The sequence below is a fragment of the Streptomyces actinomycinicus genome (assembly GCF_016741775.1).
GTDB lineage: Bacteria > Actinomycetota > Actinomycetes > Streptomycetales > Streptomycetaceae > Streptomyces > Streptomyces actinomycinicus.
The window spans coordinates 279,092-291,253 of the sequence record NZ_JAERRK010000002.1 but is presented as its reverse complement, the minus strand read 5'-3'; the positions used below and the strand labels follow the sequence as shown (position 1 = coordinate 291,253).

At 72.5% G+C, this 12,162-nt stretch carries 10 protein-coding genes and 1 pseudogene; 8 read left to right on the top strand and 3 right to left on the bottom strand.

What is annotated here, in order from left to right; translation table 11 throughout:
- Positions 1-75 precede the first annotated feature (75 nt).
- A complete protein-coding gene (locus JK359_RS05345; protein ID WP_372445351.1) occupies positions 76-1,107 on the bottom strand; it encodes a hypothetical protein in 1,032 nt (343 codons plus the stop codon).
- 458 nt (positions 1,108-1,565) lie between these two features.
- Between JK359_RS05345 and purN the strand changes: the two genes are divergently transcribed.
- The 4 genes from purN to JK359_RS05325 all read left to right on the top strand — a co-directional run bounded on the left by purN (position 1,566) and on the right by JK359_RS05325 (position 6,198).
- Positions 1,566-2,234 carry a phosphoribosylglycinamide formyltransferase gene (gene purN, locus JK359_RS05340; protein WP_201832124.1) on the top strand — a complete coding sequence of 223 codons (669 nt, stop codon included), beginning with the start codon at positions 1,566-1,568 and terminating at the stop codon, positions 2,232-2,234.
- The gene (gene purH / locus JK359_RS05335; protein ID WP_201832122.1) at positions 2,231-3,817 is read left to right on the top strand and encodes a bifunctional phosphoribosylaminoimidazolecarboxamide formyltransferase/IMP cyclohydrolase; all 1,587 of its coding nucleotides are present in this window, start codon (positions 2,231-2,233) and stop codon (positions 3,815-3,817) included. The genes purN and purH overlap by 4 nt, the downstream gene beginning before the upstream one ends.
- A gap of 378 nt (positions 3,818-4,195) precedes the next feature.
- Positions 4,196-5,590 carry a sensor histidine kinase gene (locus JK359_RS05330; RefSeq protein ID WP_236677316.1) on the top strand — a complete coding sequence of 465 codons (1,395 nt, stop codon included), beginning with the start codon at positions 4,196-4,198 and terminating at the stop codon, positions 5,588-5,590.
- Positions 5,554-6,198 (top strand): LuxR C-terminal-related transcriptional regulator, encoded by a 645-nt coding sequence (locus JK359_RS05325; protein ID WP_201832120.1) that lies wholly within the window; start codon positions 5,554-5,556, stop codon positions 6,196-6,198. The genes JK359_RS05330 and JK359_RS05325 overlap by 37 nt, the downstream gene beginning before the upstream one ends.
- Positions 6,199-6,430: 232 nt before the next feature.
- Here JK359_RS05325 and JK359_RS05320 read toward each other — a convergent pair whose 3' ends face one another.
- Both JK359_RS05320 and JK359_RS05315 read right to left on the bottom strand, forming a co-directional pair.
- Positions 6,431-7,336 (bottom strand): hypothetical protein, encoded by a 906-nt coding sequence (locus JK359_RS05320; protein ID WP_201832118.1) that lies wholly within the window; start codon positions 7,334-7,336, stop codon positions 6,431-6,433.
- A 371-nt stretch (positions 7,337-7,707) separates the two neighbouring features.
- Positions 7,708-8,331 (bottom strand): hypothetical protein, encoded by a 624-nt coding sequence (locus JK359_RS05315; RefSeq protein WP_201832116.1) that lies wholly within the window; start codon positions 8,329-8,331, stop codon positions 7,708-7,710.
- Positions 8,332-8,573: 242 nt separating this feature from the next.
- Between JK359_RS05315 and JK359_RS05310 the strand changes: the two genes are divergently transcribed.
- The 4 genes and pseudogenes from JK359_RS05310 (at position 8,574) to JK359_RS05295 (ending at position 12,149) form a co-directional block, all read left to right on the top strand.
- Positions 8,574-9,428 carry a bifunctional methylenetetrahydrofolate dehydrogenase/methenyltetrahydrofolate cyclohydrolase gene (locus JK359_RS05310; protein WP_201832115.1) on the top strand — a complete coding sequence of 285 codons (855 nt, stop codon included), beginning with the start codon at positions 8,574-8,576 and terminating at the stop codon, positions 9,426-9,428.
- Positions 9,418-9,891, top strand: coding sequence for a DUF3017 domain-containing protein (locus JK359_RS05305; RefSeq protein WP_201832113.1), 474 nt, complete (start codon positions 9,418-9,420; stop codon positions 9,889-9,891). The genes JK359_RS05310 and JK359_RS05305 overlap by 11 nt, the downstream gene beginning before the upstream one ends.
- A gap of 336 nt (positions 9,892-10,227) precedes the next feature.
- Positions 10,228-10,398, top strand: a pseudogene (locus JK359_RS05300) (response regulator transcription factor); the annotation flags it as partial.
- A 167-nt stretch (positions 10,399-10,565) separates the two neighbouring features.
- Positions 10,566-12,149: a helix-turn-helix domain-containing protein gene (locus tag JK359_RS05295; RefSeq protein ID WP_201832111.1), complete on the top strand. Its 1,584-nt coding sequence runs from the start codon at positions 10,566-10,568 to the stop codon at positions 12,147-12,149.
- Positions 12,150-12,162: the final 13 nt, after the last annotated feature.

Genomic DNA, 12,162 nt, shown 5'->3' with positions numbered 1-12,162 from the left:
GAGGGCGTGTGCGGCACCCGGTCCAGCGCGGCCGGCGAATGCGTTCCGCGCGTGGAACCGGCGCCGCGGTCGGCCTCAGCTGTTCTGCGCGCCCAGTACGCCCCGCAGCTCCTTCGGCAGCAAGGTCTCGCAGGACTGCTTGGCCTCGTGCGTCAGGGCGTCCCCGACGCAGGTGTAGTAGTCGCGGTAGACCAGCTGAACGGTGAACGTCGAGGCCACCAGGACCAGGGCCAGGGAGGCCGTGATCAGGCCGCCGACGGCCGCCGTGGTCTGGGGCCGGCCGGTGGGGGCCGTGGGCGCTGACGGGGCGTCCGGCGACGAAGGGCGCGGCTTGGCACGCAGCGCGCTCACCCCCCAGTACAGGGCCAGCGCGCCCAGCAGCAAGGCCACGTACGGCCAGCTGAACAGGACGAAGAAGACGGACCACATGCCGGAGAGCAGGGCGTAGCGCGCGCGGCGCTGGGCCGGGTCCGTCGGGTCCCAGCGCATGCCGGGGCCGGCCGGGCCGCCGGGGCCCTGGGGCCCGCTGCCGGGCCGCTCACCGAAGCCGCCGGGGGAGCGGCCGGGCTGCCGGTCGCTCCACTGATTGCCCCAGGGGGAGTAGCCACCCGGACCCGGGCCCTGCTCCGGACCTTGCCCCTGCGCCGGATCCGTACCCGGACCTTGCCCGGGGCCGTGCGCCGGACCGGGGCCGTTCACCGGACCCGGACCGTGCCCCGGCCCCTGAGGACCCTGCCCTTGGCCCTGGCCCTGGCCATGTCCCTGGCCCCAACCGGGACCCTGGCCCCAACCGGGACCGTGGCCCCAACCGGGACCGTGGCCCTGACCGGGACCGTGGCCCTGCCCCGGATCCGCGCCGTACCCGGGACCGGTAGCGCCCCCCGGATGGCGCGGCTGCCACGGCCGGTCCGGAGCGCCCTCCGGCGGCGGCGCGAACGGATTGTCGTCCTGCCGCTCACCACCCTGGCCGCCGGAACCGTCCTGCCCCGGGCCACCGTGCCCGGACCCACCGTGCCCGGACCCACCGTGCCCGGACCCACCGTGCCCGGACCCACCGTGCCCGGACCCACCCTGACCGAGCCCGTCACGACCGGAGCCATCCGGCACGCCCGGGCCGCCCTGCCCTGCGCCGCCCGCTCCCGAGCCACCCGAATCGCCTGGGCCTCCCGAACTGCCCGAGCCGCCCTGCGAAGTCTGTGCCGGAGGTGAGGTCGGACGCTCCCGCAGCAGTGCGGAGCCACGCTCGCCTCCCTGGGCCGGGTGCTGCGGGAACGTGAGGAGTCGCAGGCTGCGATCGGGCATGAAAAAAGCGTCTTCCCCTAGGTGACTACGGCAGTCGACGTGAGCTTCCACCCTCTGAACGCACCGCACGACCACCGCGTTCCCGAGGCTGCTCCTTCGTGACTCCTTGCGAACGCTACCGTCCGCCCCGCGACCCGTCCCGAGGGGCCCTTCCCGAGTGCCGGTATCGTTGCTGGCGGTCGCCCGCTTCGTAGACTTCCCCGTATCCGGGAGCACGAAGCATTCGTACGAATGCACAGTACGGATGCACGGACCGGCCGTACATGGATCGCCACCCGAGAAAGGGCCCCACCGTGGCCGCCACCACCCCTGGCCCAGCGGTCAAGCGCCTCGTCGTGCTGGTCTCCGGATCCGGCACCAACCTGCAGGCGCTCCTGGACGAGATCGAGCGCACCGGAGCCGAGTCGTACGGCGCCCGCATCGTGGCCGTCGGGGCCGACCGAGCCGGCATCGAGGGTCTCGCCCGTGCCGAGCGGGCCGGGCTGCCGACCTTCGTGTGCAAGGTGAAGGACTTCGGCACCCGCGAGGAGTGGGACGCCGCCCTCGCCGAGGCCGTGGCCGGGTACGAGCCCGACCTCGTCGTCTCCGCCGGTTTCATGAAGATCGTGGGCAAGGAGTTCCTCGCGCGGTTCGGCGGGCGGTTCGTCAACACCCACCCGGCCCTGCTGCCCAGTTTTCCCGGCGCCCACGGCGTCCGTGACGCGCTCGCGTACGGCGCCAGAGTCACCGGCTGCACCGTCCACTTCGTCGACGACGGTGTCGACACCGGGCCGATCATCGCTCAGGGCGTGGTCGAGGTCCGGGACGAGGACGACGAGAGCGCGCTGCACGAGCGCATCAAGGAAGTCGAGCGAAGGCTGCTCGTCGAGGTCGTGGGGCGGCTCGCCCGCAACGGCTATCGCATTGAGGGACGAAAGGTAGTTATCCAGTGACCGCCGAGAGCAACAAGCGGGCCATCCGTCGCGCGCTCGTCAGCGTCTACGACAAGACCGGCCTGGAGGAGCTGGCCCGCGGGCTGCACGAGGCCGGTGTGGAGCTGGTCTCCACCGGGTCCACGGCCGGCCGGATCGCCGCCGCCGGGGTTCCCGTGACCAAGGTCGAGGAGCTGACCGGCTTCCCCGAGTGCCTGGACGGCCGGGTCAAGACCCTGCACCCGCGGGTGCACGCCGGCATCCTCGCCGACCTGCGCCTGGACAGCCACCGCGAGCAGCTCACCGAGCTGGGCGTGGAGCCGTTCGACCTGGTCGTCGTCAACCTCTACCCGTTCCGGGAGACCGTCGCCTCCGGCGCCTCGCCCGACGAGTGCGTGGAGCAGATCGACATCGGCGGTCCCTCGATGGTCCGCGCCGCCGCCAAGAACCACCCGTCCGTCGCCGTGGTCACCAGCCCCGGGCGGTACGCCGACGTCCTCGCCGCGGTGAAGGACGGCGGCTTCGACCTCGCGGCCCGCAAGCGCCTGGCGGCCGAGGCGTTCCGGCACACCGCCGAGTACGACGTCGCGGTCGCCTCCTGGTTCGCGTCCGCGTACGCCCCGGCGGACGCCGCGTCCGACAGCGGCTCCGCCGCGGGCGCGTTCCCGGAGTTCATCGGCACCACCCTGGAGCGCGCGCACACCCTGCGCTACGGCGAGAACCCGCACCAGCCCGCCGCCCTCTACACCTCGGGCGAGGGCGGGCTCGCGGCGGCGGAGCAGCTGCACGGCAAGGAGATGTCGTACAACAACTACACGGACACGGACGCCGCCCGCCGTGCCGCGTACGACCACGACGAGCCCTGCGTCGCGATCATCAAGCACGCCAACCCCTGCGGCGTCGCGATCGGAGCGGACGTCGCCGAGGCGCACCGCAAGGCGCACGCGTGCGACCCGGTCTCCGCGTACGGCGGTGTGATCGCCGTGAACCGGCCGGTGAGCAAGGAGATGGCCGAGCAGGTCGCGGAGATCTTCACCGAGGTCATCGTGGCGCCGGACTACGAGGAGGGCGCGCTGGAGGCCCTCACCAAGAAGAAGAACATCCGCGTGCTGCGCTGCCCCGACGCCCCGGCCCACCCGGTCGAGGTCAAGCCGATCGACGGCGGTGCGCTGCTCCAGGCCGCCGACCGGCTCCAGGCCGAGGGCGACGACCCGGCCAACTGGACGCTCGCGAGCGGTGAGGCGCTCTCCGCCGAGGAACTGCGGGAGCTGGCCTTCGCCTGGAAGGCGTGCCGGGCGGTGAAGTCCAACGCGATCCTGCTCGCCAAGGACGGCGCCTCGGTCGGTGTCGGCATGGGCCAGGTCAACCGCGTCGACTCCTGCAAGCTCGCCGTCGAGCGGGCCGGTGAGGAGCGGGCCCGTGGCTCCTACGCGGCCTCGGACGCCTTCTTCCCCTTCCCCGACGGACCCGAGATCCTCATCGCCGCCGGTGTCCGGGCGATCGTCCAGCCGGGCGGTTCGATCCGGGACGAGCAGGTCGTGGAGGCCGCCACCAAGGCGGGCGTGACGATGTACTTCACCGGCACGCGCCACTTCTTCCACTGACCGGCCGAACCGCCGCCCCCGTGGTCCCGCCCGTCGACAGACGGCCGGGACCACGCGCTTGTGTGGACGGCCGGGACCACGCGCTTGTGTGGACGGCCGGGACCACGTGTGTCAGGAGACGGCCGGGGCCACGCGTTTCGGCGGACGGGTGGGAGTACGTGTATCCGTACGGCTCTCGACTGTCCGCTCCGGCCGCCCGGCCGAACACGCCCCCGCCTCCCGGAAGTTCCCCGCTCCCCGCGTCCAAGAGGGGAGTTTTCACTACCGCTTTCGCCGCCCCTGACCAGCCACAATGAGGGGCGGGCCGATCGGCCCGGGCAGAGGTGGGGCGCCGGCGCCGCGCGAGGCGGAGCGGGGCCAGGAGGGGGAACGAGCCGTATGGACGACCGTGGGACGGGGCTCGGCGGGATCCGCCCGCCGGACGCGATCGACGCGATCGACGCGATCGACGCGATCGACGTGACCGACGCGATCGACGTGACCGACGAGATCGACGCGATCAGAGGATTCTCGGTGTCCGCCGGACTGACCGGCCTGCGCCGGGCCGTGACGCTGTGCGGGATGTCGGCGGCGGCCTTCGGCCGTTCCCTGGCCGTGTCCGGTGCGATCGGCCTGGTCGGTCCTGGCCTCGGCATGGTGCCGCGGGCCATGGAGGGCGTACGCGGCCTGGCCGCGCGGCAGCGGGAACTCGCCCGCCGCTGGGCGGGGGTGGAGATCCCCGGCCCGCCCGGACCGCTGCCGCCGGCGCCCGCGAAGGCCTCCGGTGCCGTCGCCCGGTACCGCTGGATCATGAGCGACCCGCAGACCCGGCGGGAGTACGTCTGGGTGCTGACGGACCCGGTCGCCGGCGGGCTCCTCGCCTTCCTCCCGCTCGCGCTGGTCCTCAGCGGTGTCTGGGGCGTCTTCCTCGCGTTCTTCGGGGTCGCGCTGTCCACCGAATGGGACGGCCTGTGGTATCAGTTCATCCCGATCGAGGGGCAGGTCACGGCCGTGCTCGCGGGTGTACTGGGCCTGCTGCAGCTGCCGCTGGCCCTGTGGGCGGCCCCGCGCCTGGTGCGCCGGCACGCCCTGTACACCAGGGCGATGCTCGCGCCGGGCGACAGCGAGCTGATGGCCGGCCGGATCCGGCACCTGGCCGCGACCCGTTCCGACGCGGTGGACACGCAGATGGCCGAGATACGCCGGATCGAGCGGGACCTGCACGACGGCGCACAGGCCCGCCTGGTCGCCATGGGGATGACCCTGAACGCGGCCGAGCACCTGCTGGAGACCGACCCCGAGGCCGTACGCGCCCTGCTGATCGAGGCCCGCCAGTCCTCCTCCGCCGCCCTGCGGGAACTGCGTGACCTGGTCCGCGGCATCCACCCGCCGGTCCTCGCCGACCGCGGACTCGCCGACGCCGTACGGGCGTTGGCCATGACCTGCCCGGTGCGCACCGAGGTCCGGGCCGGCCTGCCGGGCCGGCCCGGTATGCCCGTCGAGTCCGCCGCCTACTTCGCGGTCTCCGAGATCCTCACCAACGTCGCCAAGCATGCGGGCGCCGACCGGGCCCGGATCGACCTTGGTTACGATCGCGGCGCGCTCCGCATCACCGTCACCGACGACGGGCAGGGCGGCGCCGACGCCTCCCGCGGCACCGGCCTGCGGGGCATCGAGCGCCGGCTCGCCACCTTCGACGGCGTGCTGGCCGTGAGCAGTCCGGTGGGCGGACCCACGAAGGTGACGATGGAGATCCCGTGCGCATTGTCCTCGCCGAAGACCACTTCCTCCTGAGAGACGGGCTGATCCGGCTGCTCGGGGCCTACGGCCACGACGTGGTGGCGGCCGTGGACAACGGCACCGGGCTGCGTGAAGCGCTGGACCGGGAACAGCCGGACGTCGCCGTCGTCGACGTCCGGCTCCCGCCGGGCTTCACCGACGAGGGCCTGCGCGCCGTCCTGGCCGCGCGCCGCGAGAACCCGGACCTGCCGGTCCTCCTGCTCTCCCAGTACGTCGAACCCCTCTACGCCCGTGAGCTGCTCGCCGGCGGTGGCCGGGGCGTCGGCTACATGCTCAAGGACCGCGTCACCGACGGCGCCCAGTTCCTGGACTCCATCGCGCGGGTGGCCGCGGGCGGCACGGTCATGGACCCTGAGGTCGTCTCCCGGCTGCTGGTCCGCAAGGAGCGCGACGAGTCCGTCGGCAGTCTCTCCGGACGCGAACGCGAGGTGCTGGAGCTCGTCGCCCAGGGCCGCTCCAACGCCGGTATCGCCCAGGCCCTGTTCGTCACCGAGAAGGCCGTCGCCAAACACATCGGCAACATCTTCACCAAGCTGGGCCTCGTCCCGACGGACGGCGACAACCGCCGCGTCCTCGCGGTGCTGGCGTACTTGGACCAGTGAGTGACGGGTGCGGCGACCGGTGCGACCGGTGACCGACCAGTACCGGTGACCGGCCAGTACCGGTGACCTGACCGGTGATCCGCCCCACCCAGATCCGCCCCCGAAAACACACCGGGCCGTGTCCCGTCCGGGCGGACGGCACACGGCCCTGAGAGATACGGTGAGTTGCCGGCTCAGTACCGTGGGCGGTGCGGGTCGGGCCGCGAAGGATCCGGTGCAGCCGAGGCGGGCCTCAGCACTTGTAGTGCTTGATGTCGTTGAAGAAACCGGTGTACGTGATCGAGAGTTCCACGCAGCGCTTGTGGTCTGCGGCGTACTGCCACACGCGCTGGATCCTCTTGATGACCGCGCCGCTGATCCCGGCGCAGCCGACAGCGGCCACCGGGTTGATGAGCAGACCACAAAGCACTACCGCGGAGTCGGCGTACTGCACCTTGTTGTTGAGGCGCTTGACCTCGTTCTTGTTGAACTTGATGTAGATGTTCCAGCCGTAGCTGACCGTCGGGTCGGCGACCACGGGGAAGGCCGTGCTGTCGGTGGTCGTCACCGTCTGCACGATCGAACGGCCCTCGATCCGGTAGGCGGTCGGGACCGCCTTTCCGTCGGCGTCCTTCGCCCAGGGCGCGGCTATGGAACCCAGTACGGTCGCGCCCTGGCTCCCCTCCTTGGTGATCAGGTACCCGCCCTGGCCGTCCGCGATGAGTTCGGTGCCGGAAGGCAGGTCCAGGTCGAAGCGGTACTCGCCCGGAGCGGTGCTGTCCTTGAGCGCGACGAGGGCGCGTGCTCCGCCGTCCGCGATCGGCTGCACCGCGATGTCGGTCGACCGGGCCGCGTTCGCGTAGACGACGGTGCCCGCACCGGCCTTGACGCCGGTGACCTTCCGGGTCTCGGGCAGGTGGAGACGGAGAGAGGTGCCGTCGGCTGCGGTGGACTCCACGTAACCGCTCGAATCAGTGGGCGCGGTGACTGTCACGGCGCTCGACTCGGAGCTGGTGACGGCGCGGGCCGCGCTTTCCGGCGCGGCGCTCGACGGAGCCAGGTCACCGGTGCCGGTGGCTCGTTCCACCACTGAGGCGGCGGCCTGCGCAGCCGTGTTGCCCTCTGTGTCGGCCAGGGCGGGCGATGCGACGGAAAGCATGGCGACCGCGGTGAGTATGGACGTCCCGGCCAGAATGCCGTTGCGGACCCTGCGTCGCGATGAGGTGTTCAAGTGTGAGTCTCCCGTTTTTGCCGGGGGAGGTCCGCATTGGGCGTAGGCTCCCCAGTCCTGCTCCACGGCCGTTGGTCATCAGCCGTAGGCCATCTCTTGGTCAAGGTGATGGCGGGAGGAGCCAACCATTGGCCAGTCATGTGCGTCAAGTGACCAGGTGATTGCGGTGAGTTATCAGCCAAGGCTGGCCTGTGATCATCGGTCGATGGCACGGTGACGCATCGTTACGGGAGAAGCCGACCGGGCTGCGCTCCTCTGTCGAGAGAGGGGCGCAGCCGGGGGGTGGTCGGTGGTGGTGCTCAGTAGCGCGGGCGGTTGAACCAGGCCGCACCGGACGAGACGATCATCGCCGCGGCCATCACGCCGCCGAAGCCGATCCACATGAGGGCCCACACCAGACCGGCGCTGGAGCCGATGTTGGCGGAGTTGATGAGGATCAGGACGCCGAAGAGAGCCCCCAGAAGGCCGTAGACCATGGTCGTGATGCGGATGCCCTGGCCGCCCTTGGAGAACTTCACACCCAGCGTGATCGACAGCGCGGCGAGCCCGAGGAAGAGCAGCGCGACGACGAAGATGATGCCGGCACCGTCGTGCCCGAGGTCGGCGAAGCCGTTGCTGCCGAAGGTGTCCTCGCTCGCGTTGGACGCGTCGTTGAGCGTCGCGGCGCCGAGCAGGGCGAAGATGCCGATGAGGATCTGTGCGGCGGCCACGATGTAGAGCAGGACCCGCGCGGTGGTCACCAGGCCGGGCATCGTCTGAGCGATCGCGTTGCCGCCCGGGTAACCGGGGTAGGCCGGCTGCTGTGGGTAGCCGTAGCCCTGCGGCGGAACCCCGGGCGGCTGCGGGTGGCCGTAGCCGGGAGCCGCCGTGGGCTGCTGGCCCTGCGGAGGGCCGTAGGGGTTGTTCGGGTCGCCAAAGCTCATGGCGGTCTTCCTCCGTCGTTTGCTCAAGTGCGGGGACGACGCGCGGCACGGTTCGGAGGAGAGTTCTACAGATGCGGTCCGTCCCCCCGGCACTGCCCGCGGCACTGTGGTGCTCATCGTTCTTTAACACGCTCTTACTTGTCCAGCCGGAGGCCCAAGGTGTTGTGCAAGTGCAACATCACTGATCATGCCGTGACACCCGGATTGGAACCGGGACCCGGTCATCCGCGAGGATGGGACCCATGACCGCCCAGATTCTCGATGGCAAGGCCACCGCAGCCGCGATCAAGTCCGATCTGACCGCCCGCGTGGCGGCGCTGAAGGAGAAGGGCGTCACGCCCGGCCTCGGCACGATCCTGGTCGGGGACGACCCCGGCAGCCAGAAGTACGTCGCCGGCAAGCACCGCGACTGTGCCCAGGTGGGCATCGCCTCCATCCAGCGCGAGCTGCCGGCGACGGCCACCCAGGAGGAGATCGAGGCGGTCGTCCGCGAGCTGAACGAGGACCCGGCCTGCACCGGCTACATCGTTCAGCTGCCGCTGCCCAAGGGCATCGACGAGAACCGCATCCTGGAACTGATGGACCCGGCCAAGGACGCCGACGGCCTGCACCCGATGAACCTCGGCCGCCTGGTGCTGAACGAGCCGGCCCCGCTGCCCTGCACCCCCAACGGCATCCTCAGCCTGCTGCGCGCGCACGGCGTGGAGATCAAGGGCGCCGAGGTCGTGGTCGTCGGCCGCGGTGTCACCATCGGCCGCCCCATGCCGCTGCTGCTCACCCGGCGCAGCGAGAACGCCACCGTCACCCAGTGCCACACCGGCACCCGTGACCTCTCGGCCCACCTCAAGCGCGCCGACATCATCGTCGCGGCGGCCGGCTCCCCGCACCTGATCGGCGCCGAGGACGTCAAGCCGGGCGCGGCCGTCCTGGACGTCGGTGTCTCCCGCAACGCCGAGGGCAAGATCGTCGGCGACGTCCACCCGGACGTGACCGAGGTGGCCGGCTGGATCTCTCCCAACCCCGGCGGGGTCGGCCCGATGACCCGGGCCCAGCTGCTGGTCAACGTGGTCGAGGCGGCGGAGCGCAGTGCCGGCTGACGACGCCCGCGGGCACACGGAACCGACCGTGCGCGACGCGATCAGCGCCCCCGACTCGCAGGGGCGCCCGCGCCGCGTCACCCGCCGCTTCCCGCTGTTCACCAAGGACACCGCACGCCCCGAGGGCGGCGGCCGGGCCGCGCCCGGCGACGCCCCGGCACCCGCCCGCCAGTGGCCCCTGCTCGTCGTGCTGTCGACGGTCGCGCTCGGCCTGCTGCTGACCGCGCTCGACGCGTTCCGCGTCGGCACCCTGCTGATCGGCGCCGCCCTGCTGGCCGGCGCGGTCATACGCTGGGCGCTGCCGAGCGTCGGCATGCTCGCCGTCCGCTCCCGCTTCACGGACATCGCCACCTACGGCATCCTCGGGCTGGCGATCGTCCTGCTGGCGATGATGGTCCAGCCCAAACCGTGGCTGCAGATCCCGTTCCTGAAGGACTTCCTGCACTTCACGCTCGCCAAGTAGCGCACGGATACGGCAGGTGGCCCGCGCCTCCCCCGGGGACGCGGGCCACCGCCGTATCCCCGTCCCCGACGCTACGGCCGCCGGCCACGCACCGCCTCCCACCCCGGGCCGAACTGCCGTGCCACCCTGGGCGGTAGCCGCCGTACCTCTGCAACTTCCGTGGTGCCGCGCCGGGTTGACTCCGCTCCGGGGCAGGCGCGTCACCCTGCGGCGATGCGACCGAGGCCCCCCGCCCGATCGCCGTGGACGCGCTGATCGCGGTGGCCATGGCCGTGGTGGCCGTCCTGCTGGGGCAGGAGTCGAGCGCGCAGGGCTGGCCGGAACTCGACGCCCGCGCAACTCACCGCCCGCAGCCTGTCCAACCCGGAGATCGCCGACCGCCTCTACATCAGCGAGGCCACCGTGCAGACCCACCTCGACCGCACGATGACCAAGCTCGACCTGGGCAGCCGGGCACAGGCGGTGGTGCCGGCGTACGAGACGGGGCTGGTGACCCCGGGCGGCTGACCGCACGCACCGGTACGGGGGCGACGCTCGCGTGCGTTCGGCCCCGGGAACTGGGATCCTTGGTCAGCGCATCCCTGAGGGTGGCCAGGACGGGTACCGGAACGCGGACCGGACCGGGGGGCCGAGCGCGAGATCGACAGCACGACCGGTGGGAAGAGGGGGAAGGCATGCCTCGTTGGAAAGCCTTGCCGGAGGATCTGGACCCGCAGATCAAGGAGTTCACCGGGCAACTGCGGCGGCTCCTGGACCGCAGCGGCCTGAGCGTCGCGGTCCTGGCCGACCGCACGGGGTACAGCAGGACGTCCTGGGAGCGGTACCTGGACGGCCGGCTCCTCGCGCCCAAGGGAGCGGTCATCGCGCTCGCCGAGGCCACCGGCAACCACTCCGTCCACCTGGTCACCCTTTGGGAGCTGGCCGAACGCGCCTGGAGCCGGGCGGAGATGCGGCACGACAGCACCATGGAGGCGATGCGGATCGCCGAGGCCCGCGCGGCGCTCGGAGACCTCGGAACGACGACCGAGCCCGCCGGGGGACCGGCCGCGGACGAGGCCGGCGGGCCGTCGGGTGACTCGTCCGGGTCGTCGGGGCGCTCGTCCGGGACGAGGACCGCCGGGACGGCCGGCGGCGCGCCCGGCCACAGGGACGCGGGCAAGGGCGCCGGCAAGGGCGCCGGCAAGGCGGCGGGTGGCGCCGCGGTGCCGGGGATCGCCGGTCCCGCGGGTGTCTCGCCGACGATCCCCGCGCAGCCGGCACCCGAGGACGCGGACGCCCGTGAGGACGCCGCGGGCGGCCCGGCGGACGGCGACGACGCACCGGCCGTCAAGAACTCGTGGGGGCTCGCCGGGTACCGGGGCCCGTCCCGGGCCAGCGCCCGGCCGGGCACCCGCACCCCGACCCGCCCGGACGGCCCCGCGGCAGCGACCGGCCCGGGCAGCACGGCGGCGAATGCCACCGTCACCCCGGCCGGACGTGCAGACACCCCTTCCGGGTCCGGTGTCACCCCGGCCGGACGTGCAGACACCCCTTCCGGGTCCGGTGTCACCCCGGCCGGACGTGCAGGCGCCCCATGGGGGGCGGGCACCCCGGCCGGACCAGGCGCCCCTTCCGGGGCCGCGGGCCCCCCGGCCGGATCCGTCGGCGCGCCGAACGGCACCGCGGGCATCCCTTCCAGTCGTATGCCGCAAAGCACCCCGGCCGGCCCCCACGGCGCGCCCCCCGCGGACCCGCAGCCGGCTCCGGCGCCCCGCTGGTCCGCGCGCCGGCAGCAGGTGACCATGTTCTTCGCGGGCCTCTTCGGCGTGCTCGTCCTCATCGCCGGCGTCTTTTTCTTCACCCACCGCAACGGCGACGGCCACAAGAACGCGGGCGCCGCCAAGTCGCCCTCCCCGTCGGCCCACAGCCGGATGAGCCTGCCCCCGGGCGTCAAGTGCAGCGGCTCCGCCTGCACCGGCAAGGACGCCGAGGCCATGGGGTGCAGCGGCGATCTGGTGACCACCGCCAAGTCCGTCACCCTCGGCACCACCGTCCTGGAGGTCCGCTACAGCAGAACGTGCGGCGCGGCCTGGGGCCGGATCACCGGGGGCGGTCCCGGTGACACCGTGCGGGTCACCGCGGGCAAGACCCGGCATTCCGGCGACATCACCTCGGCCGGGGACACCATCGGCTACACCCCGATGGTCGCCGTGCGGGACCCGGCCGACGCCAGGGCCTGCGCCACCCTCGCCTCGGGACGGACGGGCTGCACGAGCTAGCACGCGGGAACGC